This window comes from Pseudacidovorax sp., from assembly GCF_017991995.1.
Classification (GTDB): domain Bacteria; phylum Pseudomonadota; class Gammaproteobacteria; order Burkholderiales; family Burkholderiaceae_C; genus Xenophilus.
This window is the reverse complement of sequence record NZ_JAGOPN010000002.1, coordinates 419,821-438,587: the sequence shown is the minus strand read 5'-3', so window position 1 is coordinate 438,587 and position 18,767 is coordinate 419,821. Positions and strand designations below refer to the sequence as shown.

At 70.8% G+C, this 18,767-nt stretch carries 18 protein-coding genes; 4 read left to right on the top strand and 14 right to left on the bottom strand.

Features of this window, described 5'->3' with window-relative positions:
- Window positions 1-47: 47 nt before the first annotated feature.
- From mrdA to KBC94_RS04330, 4 genes are all read right to left on the bottom strand, one after another.
- Window positions 48-2,018: a penicillin-binding protein 2 gene (mrdA, locus tag KBC94_RS04345; RefSeq protein WP_294366654.1), complete on the bottom strand. Its 1,971-nt coding sequence runs from the start codon at window positions 2,016-2,018 to the stop codon at window positions 48-50.
- Window positions 2,019-2,088: 70 nt separating this feature from the next.
- A complete protein-coding gene (gene mreD / locus KBC94_RS04340) occupies window positions 2,089-2,610 on the bottom strand; it encodes a rod shape-determining protein MreD (protein ID WP_294366652.1) in 522 nt (173 codons plus the stop codon).
- Complete coding sequence (mreC, locus tag KBC94_RS04335) at window positions 2,607-3,722, bottom strand: rod shape-determining protein MreC (protein WP_294366650.1); 1,116 nt, start codon at window positions 3,720-3,722, stop codon at window positions 2,607-2,609. The genes mreD and mreC overlap by 4 nt, the downstream gene beginning before the upstream one ends.
- Window positions 3,723-3,810: 88 nt before the next feature.
- On the bottom strand, window positions 3,811-4,854 hold the full coding sequence (locus tag KBC94_RS04330) for a rod shape-determining protein (RefSeq protein ID WP_017757081.1): 1,044 nt from the start codon (window positions 4,852-4,854) through the stop codon (window positions 3,811-3,813).
- 232 nt (window positions 4,855-5,086) lie between these two features.
- Between KBC94_RS04330 and gatC the strand changes: the two genes are divergently transcribed.
- Genes gatC through gatB form a run of 3 tightly spaced genes read left to right on the top strand, consistent with a single transcriptional unit; the run spans window position 5,087 to window position 8,368 of the window.
- On the top strand, window positions 5,087-5,386 hold the full coding sequence (gene gatC / locus KBC94_RS04325; RefSeq protein WP_294366646.1) for an Asp-tRNA(Asn)/Glu-tRNA(Gln) amidotransferase subunit GatC: 300 nt from the start codon (window positions 5,087-5,089) through the stop codon (window positions 5,384-5,386).
- Entirely contained in the window at window positions 5,383-6,873 is a 1,491-nt protein-coding gene (gene gatA / locus KBC94_RS04320; protein WP_294366644.1) for an Asp-tRNA(Asn)/Glu-tRNA(Gln) amidotransferase subunit GatA, read from the top strand. Before gatC ends, gatA begins: the two co-directional genes overlap by 4 nt.
- A gap of 1 nt (window position 6,874) precedes the next feature.
- On the top strand, window positions 6,875-8,368 hold the full coding sequence (gatB, locus tag KBC94_RS04315; protein ID WP_294366643.1) for an Asp-tRNA(Asn)/Glu-tRNA(Gln) amidotransferase subunit GatB: 1,494 nt from the start codon (window positions 6,875-6,877) through the stop codon (window positions 8,366-8,368).
- Here the strand turns inward: gatB and KBC94_RS04310 are convergent.
- Together KBC94_RS04310 and pyrE are read right to left on the bottom strand one after the other, a co-directional pair.
- Window positions 8,334-9,038 (bottom strand): DUF4124 domain-containing protein, encoded by a 705-nt coding sequence (locus KBC94_RS04310; protein ID WP_294366641.1) that lies wholly within the window; start codon window positions 9,036-9,038, stop codon window positions 8,334-8,336. The genes gatB and KBC94_RS04310 overlap by 35 nt on opposite strands.
- Window positions 9,031-9,723 (bottom strand): orotate phosphoribosyltransferase, encoded by a 693-nt coding sequence (pyrE, locus tag KBC94_RS04305; RefSeq protein ID WP_294366640.1) that lies wholly within the window; start codon window positions 9,721-9,723, stop codon window positions 9,031-9,033. Before pyrE ends, KBC94_RS04310 begins: the two co-directional genes overlap by 8 nt.
- 16 nt (window positions 9,724-9,739) lie before the next feature.
- Here pyrE and KBC94_RS04300 point away from each other — a divergent pair, with 16 nt between their 5' ends.
- Window positions 9,740-10,543 carry an exodeoxyribonuclease III gene (locus KBC94_RS04300; protein WP_294366638.1) on the top strand — a complete coding sequence of 268 codons (804 nt, stop codon included), beginning with the start codon at window positions 9,740-9,742 and terminating at the stop codon, window positions 10,541-10,543.
- A gap of 43 nt (window positions 10,544-10,586) precedes the next feature.
- Here KBC94_RS04300 and KBC94_RS04295 read toward each other — a convergent pair whose 3' ends face one another.
- From KBC94_RS04295 to KBC94_RS04260, 8 genes are read right to left on the bottom strand one after another with little or no spacing between them, the layout of a single operon-like run.
- Complete coding sequence (locus tag KBC94_RS04295) at window positions 10,587-11,012, bottom strand: DUF3830 family protein (protein ID WP_234197256.1); 426 nt, start codon at window positions 11,010-11,012, stop codon at window positions 10,587-10,589.
- Between the two features lie 29 nt (window positions 11,013-11,041).
- Window positions 11,042-12,502, bottom strand: coding sequence for an amidohydrolase family protein (locus KBC94_RS04290; protein ID WP_294366635.1), 1,461 nt, complete (start codon window positions 12,500-12,502; stop codon window positions 11,042-11,044).
- On the bottom strand, window positions 12,499-13,560 hold the full coding sequence (locus KBC94_RS04285; RefSeq protein WP_294366633.1) for an ABC transporter substrate-binding protein: 1,062 nt from the start codon (window positions 13,558-13,560) through the stop codon (window positions 12,499-12,501). The genes KBC94_RS04290 and KBC94_RS04285 overlap by 4 nt, the downstream gene beginning before the upstream one ends.
- A 40-nt stretch (window positions 13,561-13,600) precedes the next feature.
- Window positions 13,601-14,440, bottom strand: coding sequence for an ABC transporter permease (locus KBC94_RS04280; protein WP_294366632.1), 840 nt, complete (start codon window positions 14,438-14,440; stop codon window positions 13,601-13,603).
- 8 nt (window positions 14,441-14,448) lie between these two features.
- Window positions 14,449-15,321: an ABC transporter ATP-binding protein gene (locus tag KBC94_RS04275; protein ID WP_294366631.1), complete on the bottom strand. Its 873-nt coding sequence runs from the start codon at window positions 15,319-15,321 to the stop codon at window positions 14,449-14,451.
- A 26-nt stretch (window positions 15,322-15,347) separates the two neighbouring features.
- On the bottom strand, window positions 15,348-16,475 hold the full coding sequence (locus KBC94_RS04270) for a ring-opening amidohydrolase (protein ID WP_294366630.1): 1,128 nt from the start codon (window positions 16,473-16,475) through the stop codon (window positions 15,348-15,350).
- Window positions 16,472-17,944, bottom strand: coding sequence for a dihydroorotase family protein (locus KBC94_RS04265; protein WP_294366628.1), 1,473 nt, complete (start codon window positions 17,942-17,944; stop codon window positions 16,472-16,474). Before KBC94_RS04265 ends, KBC94_RS04270 begins: the two co-directional genes overlap by 4 nt.
- Before the next feature lie 17 nt (window positions 17,945-17,961).
- Complete coding sequence (locus KBC94_RS04260) at window positions 17,962-18,753, bottom strand: SDR family NAD(P)-dependent oxidoreductase (protein WP_294366624.1); 792 nt, start codon at window positions 18,751-18,753, stop codon at window positions 17,962-17,964.
- Window positions 18,754-18,767 lie beyond the last annotated feature (14 nt).

Below are 18,767 nucleotides of genomic sequence, written 5' to 3'. Positions count from 1 at the left end.
CCGAGGGCGCGCGCCAGGAACGCCCTGCTGCGTCGAAGGCACCGCGCTCAGGGCGCCGTGGCGGCCGACGCAGTCGAGGACGGCAGCGCCACCTCTGTCGCCGGCAGCGGCTGCCCGATGGGTGCGGCCGCCTTGCCCGCGCGCACCGCGGCCATGTCCTGCTCGTTGGGGTACTGGCCCAGCAGCCAGTAGTCGAACACCCGCCGCACGATGGGCGCCGCCGCGGCGGCACCGAAGCCGGCGTTCTCCACGATCACGGCGAGCGCGATGCGCGGGTTCTCGGCCGGCGCGAAGGCGGCGAACAGCGAATGGTCGCGCTGGTGCTCCTCCAGCGCCTTGGCGTTGTACTTGACGTTCTGGCCCAGGCTCACCGCCTGGGCGGTGCCGGTCTTGCCGGCCGAGGTGTAGGGCGCGCCGGCAAAGATGCGCGTGCCCGTGCCGGCCTTGTTCACCGCCACCAGGCCCGCCCGCACGATGTCGATGTTCTTCGCCTTGAAGCCGAGGTTCTCGCCCGGCGGCTGGATCTCTTCCTGCACCTGCCCGGTCACGGTGTTCTTGATGGCCTTGACCACATGCGGCCGGAACTTGGTTCCGCCGTTGGCGAGCGTCGCCTCGGCCGAGGCCAGCTGCAGCATGGTGAAGTTGTTGTAGCCCTGGCCGATGCCCAGCGACACCGTCTCGCCCGAGTACCAGCGCCGGGCCTCCGGCCGCTTGTTGACGCTGCGCTTCCACTCGGTGCTGGGCAGCACGCCGCGCACCTCGCCGGGCAGGTCGATACCGGTGATCTGGCCGAAGCCCAGCGGCTTCATGAAGTCGTGGATGGTGTCCACGCCCATGTCCACCGCCAGCGAATAGAAGTAGGTGTTGCTGGAGAACTGGAGGGCCCGCACCATGTCCACGCCGCCCAGGCCGCCCTCGTGGCTGCGGAAGGTGTGGCCGCCATAGGTGTAGTAGCCGGGGTCGTTGATCACCAGCGTGGGCGAGCGCTTGCCCAGCTCGAGCGCGCCCAGTGCCATGAAGGGCTTGTAGGTGGAGCCGGGCGGGTAGGTGCCGCGCAGGGCGCGGTTGAGCAGCGGCTTGTCGATGGACTCGTTGAGCGCGGCCCAGCTTTCGCTGTCGATGCCCTCGACGAAGAGATTCGGGTTGAAGGTCGGCTTGCTGACGAAGGCCAGCACCTCGCCGTTGCGCGGATCGAGCGCCACCAGCGCGCCGCGGCGGTCGCCGAACATGTCCTCCACCAGCTTCTGCAGCTTGATGTCCAGCGACAGCATGACGGTATTGCCAGGCGTGGCCGGATGGCTGGCCAGCCGTCGCACCGCGCGGCCGCCGGCCGAGGTCTCCATCTGCTCGACGCCCGTCTGCCCGTGCAGCACCTTCTCGTAGCTCTGCTCGATGCCCAGCTTGCCGATGTAGTCGGTGCCTTTGTAGTTGGCCTGGTCCTCTTCGGGCCAGTCCTCCATGGCTGCCTTCTCGCGCTGGTTGATGCGGCCGATGTAGCCCAGCACATGGCTGGCCAGCTCGCCCATCGGGTAGCTGCGGAAGAGCCGCGCCTTGATCTCCACGCCAGGGAAGCGGTAGCGCTGGGCCGCGAAGCGGGCGACCTCCTCGTCGGTGAGGCGAGTGCGGATGGGAATGGAGTCGAAGCTGCGCGAGTCCTCGCGCAGGCGCTTGAAACGACGGCGGTCGCGCGGCTGGATCTCGACGATCTTGGCCAGTTCGTCGATGGTCTGCTCCAGGTCGCCCGCCTTGGAGGGCGTGATCTCCAGCGTGTAGGCCGAGTAGTTGGAGGCCAGGATCACACCGTTGCGGTCCAGGATCAGCCCGCGGTTGGGCACCACCGGCACCACGGCCGTGCGGTTGCTCTCGGCGCGCTCGGCCAGTTCCTCGTGGCGCGTGACCTGCAGATGGAACAGGCGCAGGCCCAGCAATACAAAGGCCGTCAGCACCACCAGCGCGATCACCAGCACGCGGCGCTTGAAGCGCGCGAGGTCGGCGGCGACGTTGCGGATCTCGGTCATGGCAGGCGCAGGGCGGACGGGCGCGCGAAGCTTAGGGCGCCAGCGAGGGCATGCATAGCAAGACCCGCACTCACAGAGGGCGGTTCTCGTCCTGCTCGGGCGGCCGGCGCTGCGGGATCAGCAGCAGCCAGGTGACCACCGGCCACAGCATCGCCTCGAGGGCGGCGCCCAGCAGGGTGATCCAGCCCGGGAAGATGCCGCCGCCGACCAGCCGGATGCCCAGCTCGATCAACCGCGACAGCGAGAAGAGCGGCACCAGCTGCAGCGCCTGGGCCGAGAGCCGGTACCAGAGCAGGCGCCGGTGGATGGTGATGGCGAAGAAGCTCAACGTGGCATAGGACAGCGCGTGCTGGCCCAGCAGCGAGGACTCGTGCACGTCCATGGCCAGGCCAAAGAAGAAGGCCGCGCCCAGCCCGATGCGGGCGGGCTGGTGCACACCCCAGAACACCAGCACCACGGCCAGCAGGTCCGGCATCCAGGGCAGGCGACCCAGGGGCAGCATGTTCAACAGCAGCGCGACGAACAGGCTGCCCCAGATGAAGAGCGGCCGCACGGGCAGCAGCAGCTGCTCCTGGCCGGGGCGCATGATCATGGCGCGGCGCCTCCTGCCGCCGGTGGGCGGCTCGTCGAAGCGCGCGGCGCCTGGGCGGGCGCCGGTGCCGGCGCGGCGACCCTGGGTGCCGCAGAGGTCGCCGGCGCCGTTGGCGCGGGGGACGCTGCCGGCGTACCGGGCCGACTGGCCGGAGCGGGCATGGTGGAGGCGGGCGTGTCGTTCCTGCGGCCCGGCCGGTCGGACTTGCGCGCGTCGCCCGTCGCGGCCGCAGGGCTGGGCCGGACCACGGGCGGCGCCTCGCCCACGGGCGTGAGCACCATCACGTAGCGCGCCGCGCCGACGCGGGCCAGCGGTACGCAGTGGATGCGCGCGAAGGCGGTGTCGGCCCGGCGGTCGATGCGGTCCACGCGCGCCACCGGCAGGCCCGCGGGGTAGACACCGTCCACGCCGCTGGTGGAGAGCAGGTCGCCCTCGCGCACGTCGGCGTTGGCGGCGGTGAAGCGCAGCTCCATGCCCGCGCTGTGCGGACCGGCATCGCCGAAGGCCACGCTGCGCGCACCCGTGCGCGTGTTCTGCACGGGGATGGACAGGTCGCGGTCGATCACCAGCGTCACCTCACTCGAAAAGGCCATCACCCGCGTCACCTGGCCCAGCACGCCCTGCTCGTCGATCACCGGCGAGCCCGCGGCGATGCCATGCACCTGGCCCTGGTCGATGACGACCTTGCGGGTGTACGGGTCGGCGGCGTCATACAGCACCTCGGCGGCGCGGCCGGGCGTGGGTGCGTTCTGCCGCAGTTCCAGCAGCGTGCGCAGGCGGGCGTTCTCGCGCGCGAGCGCATCGGCCTGGCTGGCCCGTTCGGACTGCAGCACCAGCCGGCGCCGGGCCTCCGCCTCGTTGCGCTGGGCGGTGGCCAGGTCCTCGAACTGCCGGTTGGTGGCCGACACCCACTGCACCGGCTTGAGCACCGCCCACTGCAGCGGGAACAGCAGCGTGCCGAGCGCCGTGCGCACCGGCGCCACCACGTCGAAGCGCGCATCGGCCACCATCAGGAAGACGGCCAGCGCGCTGCAGAAGACGAAGCGCGACAGCGCGGACGGCCCCTGGTTGAACAGGGGCGGCGCGGAGCGGTCGAGCGTGCCGAGCGGCATGGGGTCGGACCTTGCGGAATGGCTGGGCGTCTATATGGCAAAAAGGCCGGCCCGTGCAACCGGGCCGGCCTGCGAACACAGTCCTGGCTTACTCGCTGGTGAAGATGCTGCCCAGGCGGTCCATGCGCTCCAGGGCGATGCCGCAGCCGCGCACCACGCAGGTCAGCGGGTCTTCGGCCACCAGCACGGGCAGGCCGGTTTCCTCGGCCAGCAGACGGTCGAGGTCGCGCAGCAGCGCGCCACCGCCGGTCAGCATCATGCCGCGCTCGGCGATGTCGGCGCCCAGCTCGGGCGGCGTCTGCTCCAGCGCGTTCTTGACGGCCGAAACGATGTTGTTGAGCGGATCGGTCAGGGCCTCCAGCACCTCGTTGGAGCTGATGGTGAAGCTGCGCGGCACGCCTTCGGAGAGGTTGCGGCCCTTGACCTCCATCTCCTTGACCTCGGAGCCGGGGAAGGCCGAGCCGATGTTCTTCTTGATGGTCTCGGCCGTGGGCTCGCCGATCAGCATTCCGTAGTTGCGGCGGATGTAGTTGATGATGGCGTCGTCGAAGCGGTCGCCGCCCACGCGCACGGAGCCCTTGTAGACCATGCCGCCCAGCGAGATCACGCCCACCTCGGTGGTGCCGCCGCCGATGTCGACCACCATGGAGCCCGAGGCCTCGGACACCGGCAGGCCGGCGCCGATGGCGGCGGCCATGGGCTCCTCGATCAGGTAGACCGAGGTGGCGCCGGCGGCCTCGGCCGCGTCCTTGATGGCGCGGCGCTCGACCTGGGTCGAGCCGCAGGGCACGCAGATGATGATGCGCGGGCTGGGCGTGAGCAGCGTGCGCGGATGCACCATCTTGATGAACTGCTTGATCATCTGCTCGGTGATCACGAAGTCGGCGATCACGCCGTCCTTCATCGGGCGGATGGCCTCGATGTTGCCGGGCACCTTGCCCAGCATGGCCTTGGCCTCGGCGCCCACGGCCTGGATGACCTTCTTGCCGTGCGGACCGCCCTCGTGGCGGATGGCGACGACCGAGGGCTCGTCCAGCACGATGCCCTTGTTGCGGGCGAAGATCAGGGTGTTGGCGGTGCCGAGGTCGATCGCGAGGTCGGTCGAGAAATACCGACGGAATGCTCCAAACATGGGCGATGTCCTTGCGGAGGGGCACGGCGGGCGCTTCGGACCGGCGTCGCCCCTGAGGTGAAGAGAGAAAAAGGGAGGAGTTGGGTGGCTTTGCCGCTCGCCGTGGCGGCCGTGCCGGCACATTGGCGGCAGTTGCGGCAAAGGCGGGATAATACCCGATTCCCCCTGGCGCTTTCCCTACTTGCAGGCCCTTCTGCATGCAAACGGGGCGCCTGCTCTCTGGGTTTTTCCGATGTCTCTCTCCACCACCGATACCGCGCGCATCGCGTCGCTGGCGCGGCTGGCGCTGGCGCCCGAAGAAAGCGAACGCCTGCGCGGCCAGATCAATGGTTTCTTCGACCTCGTCGAGCGCATGCGCGCCGTGGACACCACCGGGGTCGAGCCGCTGTCGCACCCCGTCTCCGCCATCGAGGACATCGTCCTTCGCCTGCGCGACGACGCGGCCACCGAGCCCAACCAGCGCGAGGCCAACCAGAAGAGCGCCCCCGCCGTCGAGAACGGCCTGTTCCTCGTGCCGAAGGTGATCGAATGAGCGCGCCCGACCTGCACCAACGTGGTGTGGCCGACCTGGCCCGCGCCCTGGCCGCCCGCGAAGTCTCTGCCGTGGAGACCGCCCAGCACTTCCTGGGCCGCATGGCCGCCCGGCAGGACCTGGGCGCCTTCGTGGCCGTCGATGAAGACGCGACGCTCGCCCAGGCCCGCGCCGCCGACGCAGCCATCGCGGCCGGCAGCGCCGGCCCGCTGGCCGGCGTGCCCGTCGCCCACAAGGACATCTTCGTGACCACCGGCTGGCCCAGCACCGCGGGTTCGCGCATGCTGGCCGGCTACCAGTCGCCCTTCGACGCCACCGTGGTGCGCAAGTTGGGCGAGGCCGGCATGGTCACGCTGGGCAAGCTCAGCTGCGACGAATTCGCCATGGGCTCGTCCAACCAGAACGTGGCGGTGCCCGCGGTCGGCGCCGACCAGCCCGTGCCCGTGCGCAACCCCTGGGACACGGCGCGCGTGCCCGGCGGCTCCTCCGGCGGCAGCGCCGTGGCCGTGGCCGCCGGCCTGGCGCCCGCCGCCACCGGCACCGACACCGGTGGGTCGATCCGCCAGCCGGCCAGCTTCTGCGGCATCACCGGCATCAAGCCCACCTACGGCCGCGCCAGCCGCTACGGCATGATCGCCTTCGCCTCCAGCCTGGACCAGGCCGGCCCCATGGCCCGCTCGGCCGAGGACTGCGCCCTGCTGCTGTCGGCCATGTGCGGGCCCGACCCCGACCGCGACTCCACCTCGCTGGACCGCCCGGCCGAGGACTTCTCGCAGGGGCTGACCGGCTCGCTCGACGGCCTGCGCATCGGCGTGCCCAAGGAATTCCTGGGCGAGGGCGTGGCGCCTGGCGTGCGCGCCGCCATCGAGGCCGCCCTGGCCGAGTACGAGAAGCTGGGCGCCCGCCGCGTCGAAGTGAGCCTGCCGCGCACCGAGCTGGCCATTCCCGTCTACTACATCATTGCCGCGGCCGAGGCCAGCTCCAACCTCAGCCGCTTCGACGGCGTGAAGTTCGGCCACCGCGCCAGCCAGTACAAGGACCTGGCCGAGATGTACATGAAGACCCGCGCCGAAGGCTTCGGCGACGAGGTCAAGCGCCGCATCATGATCGGCACCTACGTGCTCTCGCACGGCTATTACGACGCCTACTACCTGCAGGCGCAGAAGGTGCGCCGGATGATCGCGGACGACTTCCAGGCGGCCTTCCGCGACTGCGACGTCATCGCCGGCCCCGCCGCGCCCACCGTGGCCTGGGCCATCGGCGCGCACAGCGACGACCCCGTGGCCGACTACCTGGCCGACATCTTCACCCTGCCCGGCTCGCTGGCCGGCCTGCCGGGCCTCTCGCTGCCCTGCGGCTTCGACGGCGGCATGCCCGTGGGCCTGCAGCTGATCGGCAACTACTTCGCCGAAGGCCGGCTGCTGAACGCCGCCCACCGCTTCCAGCAGGCCACCGACTGGCACCAACGCACGCCCACCGGCTTCTGAGATGAGCACCGAGACCAACACCTTCGCCGCCGCCCAGGAGGGCCGCCCCACCGGCCCGCTGGTGCAGGGCTATGAAGTCGTCATCGGCTTCGAGACGCATGCGCAGCTCTCCACCGAGAGCAAGATCTTCAGCCGCGCGCCCACCGCCTTCGGCGCCGAGCCCAACACGCAGGCCTGCGCCGTGGACCTGGCCCTGCCCGGCACGCTGCCGGTGATGAACCGCGGCGCCGTCGAGCGCGCCATCCGCCTGGGCCTGGCGCTGGGCAGCACCATCGCGCCGCGCAGCATCTTCGCGCGCAAGAACTACTTCTACCCCGACCTGCCCAAGGGCTACCAGATCAGCCAGTACGAGATTCCGGTCGTGCAGGGCGGCTCGGTCAGCTTCTGGCTGGGCGAGGAACTCAAGACCGTGCGCCTGGTGCGCGCCCACCTCGAAGAAGACGCCGGCAAGTCGCTGCACGAGGACTTCGTCGGCCAGTCGGGCATCGACCTCAACCGCGCCGGCACGCCGCTGCTGGAAATCGTGACCGAGCCCGACATCCGCTCCTCCGCCGAGGCCGTGGCCTATGCGCGCGAGTTGCACAAGATCGTGACCTGGATCGGCATCTGCGACGGCAACATGCAGGAAGGGTCCTTCCGCTGCGACGCCAACGTGTCGGTGCGCCGACCGGGCCAGCCGCTGGGCACGCGCCGCGAGATCAAGAACCTCAACAGCTTCCGCTTCATGCAGCAGGCGATCGACTTCGAGATCCGCTGGCAGATCGAGCAGATCGAGGACGGTCACGCCATCCAGCAGGCCACGGTGCTGTTCGACCCCGACACGGGCGAGACGCGGGCCATGCGCACCAAGGAAGACGCGGCCGACTACCGCTACTTCCCCGACCCCGACCTGCCGCCGCTGGTGATCGGACGCGACTGGGTCGATGCGGTGAAGGCGCAGATGCCCGAGCTGCCGCGTGCGATGGCCGAGCGCTATGTGCGCGACTTCGGCCTGACCGACTACGACGCGACGCAGCTCACGCAGAGCCCGGCGCACGCGGCCTACTTCGATGCCGCCGTGGCCGCGGGCGCCACGCCCAAGCTGGCCAGCAACTGGCTGTCGGGCGAGATCGCCAAGCGCCTGAACACGCAGGAGACGGCCATCGACGCCGCGCCGGTCAAGCCCGCCCAGCTGGCGCAGCTGATCGGCCGCATCGGCGACGGCACGATCTCCAACAACGCCGCCCGCCAGGTCTTCGACGCACTCTGGAGCGGCGAAGGCGAGTCGGTCGATGCCGTCATCGAGGCCAAGGGCCTCAAGCAGATGAACGACACCGGCGCGCTGGAGAAGATCGTGGACGACGTGCTCGCGAAGAACGAGAAGAACATCGCCGAATACCGCGCCGGCAAGGAAAAGGCCTTCAACGCCCTGGTCGGCCAGGTGATGAAGGAGAGCAAGGGCAAGGCCAACCCGGCCCAGGTCAACGCGTTGCTGAAGGCGCGGCTGGGGGGCTGAGGCCCCAGAGCCGGTCCAGGCGCTGGCGCTCCTCGTCGAAGCGGGCGTCGATGCGCTGCTTCTCGCCCTGCTGCTCGTGGAGCAGCCGCTCCTGCAGCGTGACGGCCGCTGCGTTGTCGGCAAGGCGTGCCTTCAGCGCCGCAGGGACCTGGGACGGGTCCTTGCTGTAGAACTCCAGTTCCTCGTCCAGCTTGCGGCGCGCCTGCGCCAGCTCGGCCAGCCGCTTGCGCGCGGCGCCGATTTCCGCTTCGGCCTGGGCCAGCGCCTCGGCGCGCCGGCGGTCGTGCGCCGCCGCATCGGGGTAGCGCGCCAGCAGCGCCAGGTCGCGCCGGCGTTCGTCCCTGCGCTGGGCCGCGGCCCGTTCCTCGTCCTTGCGGCGCTGGTCGCGCTCCGCCTGCTGCTGCGGCGACAGCGCGGGTTCGATGCGCCGCCGCACGCTGCCACTGGGCGACAGCTCCAGCTGCAGCCGGTCGGCGCATTCGGGGATGAATCGATCGGAGGTCAGGCGCCGTCCGCCCGCATCGGTGCAGCTGTAGATGCTGCCCGGCGCGCCGCCTGCGGTGGCCTGGGCCTGGACCTGGGCCGGAGGAAGCCCGCCGACGGCAAGCGTTGCAAGGCCCGCCAGCGTGCGCAGCGCCCGCGCGACGGCGGGGCTGCGCGGATCAGGCACCGTAGCGCTCGCGGTAGGCCTGAACACTGGCACGGTGGGCGCGCAGGTCGGCGCCGGCGCGCTGGTCCAGGTAGGCCAGCAGGTCGTCGAGCGTGGCGATGGCCACCACGGCCATGCCCAGCTGATCGCGCACGTACTGCACCGCGCTGTGGGGCACATCCTGGCCGTTCTCGGTCGCCTGTTCCTGGCGGTCCAGCGCGATGGCCACGGCATGCGGCGTGGCACCGGCGGCGCGGATGGTGGCGATGGATTCGCGCACCGCAGTGCCGGCGGACATGACGTCGTCCACGATCAGCACCCGGCCGACCAAAGGCGCACCGACCAGCGAGCCGCCCTCGCCATGGTCCTTGGCTTCCTTGCGGTTGTAGGCGAAGGGCACGTTGCGGCCGCGGCGCGCCAGCTCGGCCGCAACGGTCGCGCCCAGGGGAATACCCTTGTAGGCGGGGCCGAAGATCATGTCGAACTCCAGGCCGGAGTCCATCAGGCGCGCTGCATAGAATTCCGCGAGCCGCGCGATGCGGGCGCCGTCGTTGAACAGGCCCGCGTTGAAGAAGTAGGGGCTGAGGCGCCCGGCCTTGGTCTTGAACTCGCCGAAGCGCAGCACGCCAGCCTCGATCGCGAACGCCACGAAGTCCTGCGCCAGGCGCTCGTTCTGATGCTGCTGCTGCCTCTCGTCCACTGCCATCCGGATTCCTCGAAACGTGTTCAAACTCACCAGCCTCAACCTCAACGGCCTGCGTTCCGCCTCGACAAAAGGGGTCGCCGACTGGGTGGCCGAAGCGGCGCCGGATTGTATTTGTATGCAGGAGATCCGCGTCCAGGCCAGCGACGTGCAGGGCCGCTTCGAAAAAATGGCCGGCCTGAACGGCCACTTCCACTTCGCCGAGAAGAAGGGCTACGCCGGCACCGCCATCTACACGAAGCACGAGCCCACCGACATCGTGATCGGCTGGGGCAACACCGAGTTCGACGCCGAGGGCCGCTATCTGGAGCTGCGCTTCGACACGCCGGCGCGCAAGCTGTCGATCATCAGCTGCTACTTCCCGAGCGGCAGCTCGGGCGAGGAGCGGCAGGCCGCCAAGTTCCGCTTCCTGGAAGGCTTCATGCCCTATCTCGTGGAACTGAAGCGCACCCGCGAATTCATCCTGTGTGGCGACATCAACATCGCCCACAGGGAGGCCGACCTGAAGAACTGGAAGGGCAACCTCAAGAACAGCGGCTTCCTGCCCGAGGAGCGCGCCTGGATGACGCGCCTGCTCGACGCCGGCGCCGAGGGCGCGGGCCTGGTGGACGTGTATCGCCACCTGCAGCCCGACACCACCGACGCCTGCTACACATGGTGGAGCAACCGCGGCCAGGCCTATGCCAAGAACGTGGGCTGGCGGCTGGACTACCACCTGGCCACGCCGGCCATGGCGCAGCTCGCGCGCAGCGAGCACATCTTCAAGACGATCAAGTTCAGCGACCACGCGCCGATCACGATCGACTACGACTTCACGCTCTGAGGGTCACCGATCCGGCCGCGGGGCAACTGGCTTGCGGGGCGGCTCAGCCCAGGCTGAACACCACGTCCTGCGCGCCTTCCCACAGCACGCGCCGGCCCAGCTCGGGCAGGTGCTCGCGGCCTTCGACGATGGTGAGGAAGTGGTTGCCGGCCAGCGTGCCCATGCGGCTGGCGAAGCTGCAGGCGCCGTAGGCCAGGATGATCTCGGTCTCGCTGTAGCCGCCCGGGTAGAACAGCACATCGCCGCGTGACGGATGGCTGGTGTGGTTCTCGAAGCCCACGGGCGCGCCCTCGTTGGTCAGGCGGAACTCGCCCAGCGGCACCCAGCAGCCTTCGCCGCTCCAGCGCACGTGGATGAGCTTCTGCCGGTAGGGCAGCAGCTGCAGGAAGGCGGCCACGGTCTGCGGCGCGTCGGGATGGGTTTCGGCGACGAAGTCGAAGCCGGCGGCCTGGATGCGGATGCGGGTCATGAAGAGGGATTCTGGAAAAAGGAGAAGGGTCAGCAGCAGCCGCCCAGGAAGCGGCCGTCGCGGCAGAAGGGGGCCATGTCCTCGGCGAAGGCCTGGACAGTGCGGCGCCAGCCGGCATGGGCAGTATCCGCCGCCAGGGCCGCACGCATGCGCGCCCGCAGCTCGACCTGCAGGGCGACCTCGTCCACGCCGAGCACGCGGCCGGCCTCGACCACCGTGCGCCCCCCGGCGATGACGGTGTGCACATGCCGGCCGGTGCCGCGGGCGAGCAGCAGGTCCAGCGGGTCGACGTCGTCGAACAGCGCGTCGTCGTCCAGCGTGTCCCAGTCGAGCAGCAGCAGGTCCGCCGGCTCGCCCGGTGCGATGCGCCCGCGCGAGGCGAAGCGCCAGAGCTGGGCCGGCGTCATGGTGGTGTCGTAGCCCCAGCCGCGGTGCAGCGCATAGGCCAGGCGTGCTTCGCGCAGGGCGTCGTCGTCCTCGTCGAAGGCCATGCCGTCCAGCCCCATGGCCACGCGGCAGCCGCTCGCCAGCATCTGCGCCAGCGGGGCGATGCCTGATTGGAGGCCCAGGTTGGAGCTGGTGTTGACCGCGATGGTCGCGCCGCGCTCGGCGATCAGGGCCAGCTCTTCCGGCCGCGCCCAGGTGCAGTGCGCCAGGGTGAGCCGCGGGCCGAGCAGGCCGATGTCGTCCAGGAAGCGCACGATGCCGCCCGGATGCGCGGCGTCGGCCCAGGCGCGCTGGTACTGCGTCTCCAGCAGGTGCATGTGCACGCGGCGGCCGGTGTCGGCCGAGGCCTGGGCGATGGCTTCGAGCAGCGGCGTGCTGCACCACTGCACGCCGGTGGGGCCGTACTGCAGGTCCGCATGCGCGCCCAGGCCCTCGGCCGCGAAGCGCTGCGCCACCTCCTCCACCAGCGCGAGCTGCAGCGCAGGCGGCACGGAGGGCGCCGACAGCCGGCGGGCGATGTCGTCGCGGATGGCCGGGCGCAGCGCGGCCAGCACCGTCGCGTCATCCGCGTAGCCCAGCCCGTGGCGGTCGCGCAGGGCCACCGCGAAGCCGATGCGCACGCCCACGTCGCGTGCGGCCCGGCCCACGGCCGCCGCCTCGTCGACATAGGGCAGGCCGCCCTGCACACGGGTGTAGTGCACCATCAGGTCCACCACGCCGTTGCGCAGCGAGCGGGCGAAGGAGGTCGCGGCGCACAGGTACGGATCCATGCCCGGCACCACGCCCAGGAATGGCAGCCAGCTTTCGAGCGGCTGCCCGAAGGCACCCAGCGTGGCGCTGCGCACGGTGCGCGCGTGGTCGTGCGCATTGGCCAGCGCCGGCAGCGCCAGACGACGGCGGCCGGGCACCGGGTCGGGCAGCGCTTCGATGGCGGCCACGCGCCCGCCTTCGAAGTGGATGCGTCGGTCGCGCTGCGCGGGCGCGGCACCGGGCTCGCGCAGCAGCCAGGCGCAGTCGATGGCGGTGGGGACGGCGGCGCTCATCGCTTGGCGACCGTGCGCTCGGCCAGGGGCGGCAGAAAGCGGCGATCGAACACCTCGGCGGCGGTGGGCACGCGCGGCAGGTCGAAGGCCTCCTTGAGCTGCAGGAAGCCGCGGGCGAAGCGGGCATCGCTCACGTCGCCCAGGCCCTGCGTGGCCACCTCGGGCGTGAGCATGACGGTCTTGAGCGTGTAAAGCAGACGGCGCTTCTCCAGGTCCTTGTTCAGCAGCGGCTCGCGCTTGACCAGCGCGGCGATGGCCGCGTCGGGATCGGCGATGGTGTCGCGCACCGCGTGGTTGATCGCCCGCACCAGGCCGGCCACGGCCTCGGGCCGCTCGCGCAGCAGCTGCTGCGACACCATCACGCCGTTGCCATAGAGCTCCACGCCGTAATCGCCGTAGTGGAACCAGCGGATGTCCTTGTCGGGGTCGATGCCCTGTGCCACCAGGTTCATGTAGCTGGTGACCGAGAACACGGCCGCGGCATCCACATGGCCCTTGAGCAGCAGCTGCTCCTGCAGGTTGGGCGCCACATTGGTCCAGGCGACCTTGGCGGCATCGATGCCGGTGCGCGCCGCGATGACGGGGAACATGCGGGCCGCCGCGCCCCCGGCCGGCGTGCCGACGGTGCGGCCCTGCAGGTCCTGCGGCGTGCGGATCGGCCCGTCGGCCTTGGCGATCAGCGCGAAGGGCGCGCGGTTGTAGAGCATGTAGACCATCACCGGCGCCTGGCCGGGCTTGGCGGTGGCGTTCTGCACGATGGCGTTCACATCGCCGAAGCCGGCCTGGTAGGCACCGGCCATGATCTTCGTGACGGTGGCCGCCGAGCCGTCGCCCTGGTCGATGGTCACGGCCAGCTTCTCGCGGGCGAAGTAACCGCGATCCTGCGCGAGGTAGTACCAGGCATGCACGCCCTGGAGCTTCCAGTCGAGCACGAACTTGATCGGGGTCTCGGTCTGGGCGGCGGCCGGCGCGGGCGCCAGCGCGGCGCCCACGGCCATCAGCAGGGACAGGGCCGACAGCGCCAGGCCAGCGGCGCGGCGAGAGAGGATGCGGGACATGAAAGCTCCTTGGAAGGTGAAGAGGACGGGGCCTCGCATCTCAGGCGCCGGTCGCCGCCAGGTCGGTCTTGCGTTGCGACCAGCCGGTCACGCGCCGCTCGACCAGCGCCGACAGCGCGTAGAGCAGCACGCCCATGGCCGCCAGCAGGAAGAGGCCGGCGAACACCATCGGCACGTCGAAGTTGCCGCTGGCGATCATCATCACGGTGCCGATGCCGCGGTTGGAAGCCACCGTCTCCGACAGCACGGTGCCCACGAAGGACAGCGTGATGGCGATCTTGAGCGAGGCGAACAGGTAGGGCATGGCGCGCGGCAGGCCCACGTTCCACAGGATGTCGCGCTTGCGCGCGCCCAGCACGCGCAGCACGTCCTCCAGCTCGGGCTCGGTGCTGGCGAGGCCCGTGGCCACGTTGACCACCACCGGGAAGATGCTGATGACCATCGAGGTGAGCACCGCCGGCACGGTGCCGGCGCCGAACCACACGACGAACAGCGGCACCACCGCCACCTTCGGAATGCTGGAGAAGCCCACCAGCAGGGGGTAGGTGACGTCATAGGCCAGCTTCGACGAGCCGATGCCCACGCCGATGACGATGCCCGCCGCCACGCCCAGCGCGAAGCCGAGCAGCGTGGTGTAGAGCGTCTGCACCGTGTGCGGCCACAGGAGCGGCATGCGCTCGATCAGCACGCGGGCGATCTGGCTGGGCCGCGGCAGCACCAGGTCCGAGATGCCGCTGGCCAGGCAGATGAGCTCCCAGGCCAGGAAGAAGCCGACCAGGGCCAGGCCGGACAGCAGGCGCTGGCGCGCCAGCGGGGACAGGCGCGGCACGGCGGGGCTGGCGGCTTCGGCTGCGGGTTCGACCGCGTCCGCGGTGTTCACGCGCGCGTTCATGCCGCCACCCCCTGCAGCGCAGTGGGCATGGTAGCTGCGGCAGCGGCCGTGTCGCTCTCGCAGCGCGCCTCGGCGATGCGCATGCGCAGCTGCTGCACCAGCGCGCCGAAGGCCGGGTCGTAGCTGGACTGCAGCGTGCGCGGTCGGGCGAAGTCCACGTCGCGCGTCTCCAGGATGCGACCGGGCCGCGCGCTCATCACGCAGATGCGGTTGGCCAGGTAGGCCGACTCGCGCAGGTCGTGGGTCACCAGCAGCACCGTGGGCCGCTGGGTCATCCACAGCGTCTGCATGATGTCCCACAGCTCCTCGCGGGTGAACTGGTCGAGGGCGCCGAAGGGCTCGTCCAGCAGCAGCAGCTCGGGCTGGTGCACCAGCGCGCGGCACAGCGAGGCGCGCTGCAGCATGCCGCCCGACAGCTGCCAGGGCCGCTTGTCGCCGAAGCCGCGCAGGCCCACCTGCGCCAGCAGCGCGTCGGCGCGCTCGGCGTACTCGCCGCGCTTCTTGCGGGCGTAGTCCTGGCGGAAGGGCTCGACGATCTTCAGCGGGATCATCACGTTTTCGCGGATCGTCAGCCACGGCAGCATGGTCGGGTTCTGGAAGGCGAGGCCGATGCGCAGTGCCAGCCGGCCGGCCGCCATGGGGCGTGCACCCGCCGGCCCGACCTCGCGGCCGCCGGCGATCACCGCACCCGAGGTGGGCCGCAGCAGTCCGGCCAGCAGCTTGAGGATGGTCGACTTGCCGCAGCCGCTGGGGCCGACCAGGGCCACGAAGTCGCCCCGGTCGATGCCCAGCGTGGTGTGGTCCAGGGCGATGGTGCCGCCGCCGTAGCGCAGCATCACGTCGGAGAGTTGGATGAAGCTCTGGCTCATGGGATGTTCCAGCAAGGAATGGAAGCTCAGGCCACGCGCACCAGCGCGGCCACCGGGCCGCCGCCGGGCGGGCCCTGATGCTCGGCACCGCCCGACACGTACAGCGCCGTGCGGCCGACCACCGAAGCCAGCACGGCCCCGACGGCGGCCCGCGCATGGCGGGTCGAATGGATGTCCGAGTCGTTCAGCATGGTGTGGCGCGCCTCGCGCACCCGCCCGTCGGGGCTGGCCTCGGCCTTGGCCAGGAGGTTGACCAGCCGCTGCGCGATGAGGGCCGCGTCGACCTCCGGATCCAGCCCGAAGTGCTCGCGCAGCAATGCGCGCAGGCCCGCGGTGTCCACCGCGTCGCGCATGAGCGCATGGCCGATGCGCAGCGGCGAGGCGCTGCCTGCGGCCTCGCCCAGCACGATGACCACGTTGCCCTCCAGCTCGATGCCGGCCGACACGGAGGCGCGGGCCGAGTGCAGCGTGGTGTCGTGCAGCACCGCCGCATCGGTGGCGCGCGCCGCATCGATCTCGCCCAGCGCCACGCCCACCCCCAGCGCCGAGGCGGCGCGCGAATAGCCCATCGATTCGTAGGTGTCACGCGTCACGGTGTCATGGCCGCGGCCGAGCGCGTCGTCCACCTTGGCAGCGGTGAGCAGCGGGCACTTGACCTGCACGAAGTGCACGTCGCCCGCACTGTCGATGCCGGCGTCGCGCATGGCGGCCTGCACGGCCTCGGCCGTGGCGGCGATCTGCGCCTGGCGGCCCATCTCCTCGGGCGCGAAGTCGCGCGTGTGGGCGATGCCGACCACCAGCCGCTTCTCGCCTTCGACCACTTCATGCGGCAGCGCCGCGCGGCGGGTGAAGACGGTGAAGTGCGGCGACAGCACGCCCTCGGTGCCGCCGGACATCACCAGCGCCACCTGCGCATGCACCGCCTGCGGCGTGCAGCCGCGGTGCGGCGCGAGGTAGTGGCACCAGGCCATGGCGGCGAAGTCGCGGGTGTGGTCGTTGACACAGCCATTGCCCTCGGTCTTGCCCATCACAGCCACGATGTGGCGCGGATCGAGCGCCCCGGCCTCGACCAGGGCCTGCACGCCGCTCAGGTCGCCGGGGCCGCGGCAGGGCACCACATGCGCGTCCACATGCTGGGGGATGGCGCCGCTCATGAAGCGCTCCAGTCCACCTCGCCCACCGGCACCGCCGTCGGCGGCACGCCGGGCGGCGTCTCCAGGATGGCGCGGCTGTAGTGCTCGGTGTTGCGCGGCCGGGGCGTGGGCATCTTCTGCACGGCCTTGACCGAGCGGCCCCAGCCCACGGCGTCCTCCACCAGACGGCCGTCGCGCATGACGAAGCGCCCGCGCAGCAGCGTGTGCAGCGGATAGCCCTGCACCGGCCGCCCGTTCCAGGGGGAGATGCGGCTGATGCTCTGCAGCCGGTTCTGCGACAGCACGCCCTGGCGCGCCATGTCGACGATGGCGATGTCGGCATGGGCACCGGGCGCGATCACACCCTTGGTGCCGTACAGGCCCCAGGCCCTGGCAGGCGCGACGGCGCTCCAGCGCACGTAGTCCATGAGCGTGGCGCGGCCGCGGTTGACCTCGGTGAGCATCAGCGGCATCTGCGTCTCCACGCCCGGGAAGCCGCAGTCGCAGTCCCAGATGCTCTCGCGCGTCTTCTCCTCGGGCGCATGCGGCGCATGGTCGGTGGCGATCATGTCCAGCGTGCCGTCCATCAGCGCGTCCCACAGGGGCTGGTTGTGACGCGGCTCGCGGATGGGCGGGTTCAGCCGCATCACGCCGCCCAGCTTGCGCATGTGCTCGGTGTTGAGCAGCAGGTACTGCGGGCAGGTCTCGGCCGTCACATCCACACCGCGGCGCTTGGCCTCGCGCAGCAGGAAGAGCGAATCGGCCGCGCTGTGGTGGGCGATGTGCACCCGCGCGCCGGTCCATTCGGCCAGCGTCAGCACGCGGCCGATGGCCTCGATCTCGGCCACGGCGGGCCGCGCCGCCAGGTGCGCCAGGGCGTCGATGCGGCCGGCCTCCTGCATCTTCTTCTGGCGGCGGAACAGGATCGACGAGTTCTCCGCATGCACCACGGTGCGCACGCCCAGCGGCGCCAGCGTCTCGAAGCCCTCCAGCAGCGCACCGTCGGTGGGCGCGGGCAGGTTGCCGAAGGTGTTGCCCACGAAGGCCTTGAAGCTGGTGACACCGGCCTCCAGCAGTTCCTCCAGCCGCTCGATGGTGTCGTCGCCCAGCAGGCCGTGGATGCCGAAGTCGCAGTACGAGGCCTCGGCCGCCTTCTGCTTGAGCCGCAGCGCCTCCACGGTGCCCGTGGCTGGCGAGGTGTTGGGCATGTCGAAGACGGTGGTCACGCCGCCCAGCGCCGCGGCGGCCGAGCCGGTGCGCCAGGTCTCCTTGTGCGGATAGCCCGGATCGCGGAAGTGCACATGGCTGTCGATGGCGCCGGGCAGCAGGAGCAGGCCGTCGGCCCGCAGTTCTTCGCGCGCCGGCGGCATGGTGTCGTCGTGGCCCACGGCCACGATCTGCTCACCGGCAATGGCCACGCTGGCGGGCACGATGGCGTCGGGCGAGACCACGCTCGCGCCGCGGATGACGAGGTCGACTTCGGGTCGCATGGTGTTCGCTCCCGTTCTCAGAGAGCGGCCCAGCCGCCGTCCACCGGCAGGTCGGCGCCGGTGATCTGCCGCGACACTTCGCTGGCCATGAACAGGCAGGCGTTGGCGATGTCGGTGTCGGTGGAGACGCGGCGCAGCGCGTAGTCGGCCGCGTGGCGCTGCATGGCTTCCTCCAGCGTGATGCCCAGGCGCTGGGCCATGTTGGCGCACACCTTCTCGCGGAAGCGCGGGCCGTCCACCATGCCCGGCGCGACGTTGTTGACGTTGATGTTGTGCGGCCCGGCCTCCAGCGCAAAGCTCTTGGTGATGCCGCGCAGGCCCCACTTGGAGGCCGAATAGGCCATGCGCCCGGCGCGCCCGCGCAGGCCGAAGGTGCCGCCCACGTTGACGATCTTGCCGCTGCGCTGCTCCACCATCGCCGGCATGACGGCACGGATGGTGTTGAAGCAGCCGGTCATGTTCAGACGCACGATCTCGTCGAATTCCTCGGTGGTGGTCTCCCAGCCGGTCTTGCCGATGGGGCCCGAGCCGCCGGCCACGTTGACCAGAATGTCGATGCGGCCGAAGGCGGCCAGCGCGGCCGTGGCCAGCGCCTCGGTCTGGCTGGAGACGGTGAGGTCGCAGGCCACCACCTGGGCCGGCACGCCCAGCGCGCGGGCCTCGGCGGCCACGGGTTCGATGGCGGCGGTGTCGCGGCCGGCCAGCACCAGCCTGGCGCCTTCTCGGGCGAAGGCCAGGGTGATGGCGGCGCCCATGCCCTTGGCCGGGCCGGTGATGATGGCGACCTTGTCGCGCAGTTGCAGATCCATGGCGGTCTCTTCTT

Excerpts from the sequence above, each read along its gene's own strand:
- mrdA (WP_294366654.1), bottom strand. The coding sequence starts at position 2,018 with ATGACCGAGATCCGCAACGTCGCCGCCGACCTCGCGCGCTTCAAGCGC.
- mreD (WP_294366652.1), bottom strand. The coding sequence starts at position 2,610 with ATGATCATGCGCCCCGGCCAGGAGCAGCTGCTGCTGCCCGTGCGGCCG.
- mreC (WP_294366650.1), bottom strand. The coding sequence starts at position 3,722 with ATGCCGCTCGGCACGCTCGACCGCTCCGCGCCGCCCCTGTTCAACCAG.
- KBC94_RS04330 (WP_017757081.1), bottom strand. The coding sequence starts at position 4,854 with ATGTTTGGAGCATTCCGTCGGTATTTCTCGACCGACCTCGCGATCGAC.
- gatC (WP_294366646.1), top strand. The coding sequence starts at position 5,087 with ATGTCTCTCTCCACCACCGATACCGCGCGCATCGCGTCGCTGGCGCGG.
- gatA (WP_294366644.1), top strand. The coding sequence starts at position 5,383 with ATGAGCGCGCCCGACCTGCACCAACGTGGTGTGGCCGACCTGGCCCGC.
- gatB (WP_294366643.1), top strand. The coding sequence starts at position 6,875 with ATGAGCACCGAGACCAACACCTTCGCCGCCGCCCAGGAGGGCCGCCCC.
- pyrE (WP_294366640.1), bottom strand. The coding sequence starts at position 9,723 with ATGGCAGTGGACGAGAGGCAGCAGCAGCATCAGAACGAGCGCCTGGCG.
- KBC94_RS04295 (WP_234197256.1), bottom strand. The coding sequence starts at position 11,012 with ATGACCCGCATCCGCATCCAGGCCGCCGGCTTCGACTTCGTCGCCGAA.
- KBC94_RS04290 (WP_294366635.1), bottom strand. The coding sequence starts at position 12,502 with ATGAGCGCCGCCGTCCCCACCGCCATCGACTGCGCCTGGCTGCTGCGC.
- KBC94_RS04285 (WP_294366633.1), bottom strand. The coding sequence starts at position 13,560 with ATGTCCCGCATCCTCTCTCGCCGCGCCGCTGGCCTGGCGCTGTCGGCC.
- KBC94_RS04275 (WP_294366631.1), bottom strand. The coding sequence starts at position 15,321 with ATGAGCCAGAGCTTCATCCAACTCTCCGACGTGATGCTGCGCTACGGC.
- KBC94_RS04270 (WP_294366630.1), bottom strand. The coding sequence starts at position 16,475 with ATGAGCGGCGCCATCCCCCAGCATGTGGACGCGCATGTGGTGCCCTGC.
- KBC94_RS04265 (WP_294366628.1), bottom strand. The coding sequence starts at position 17,944 with ATGCGACCCGAAGTCGACCTCGTCATCCGCGGCGCGAGCGTGGTCTCG.
- KBC94_RS04260 (WP_294366624.1), bottom strand. The coding sequence starts at position 18,753 with ATGGATCTGCAACTGCGCGACAAGGTCGCCATCATCACCGGCCCGGCC.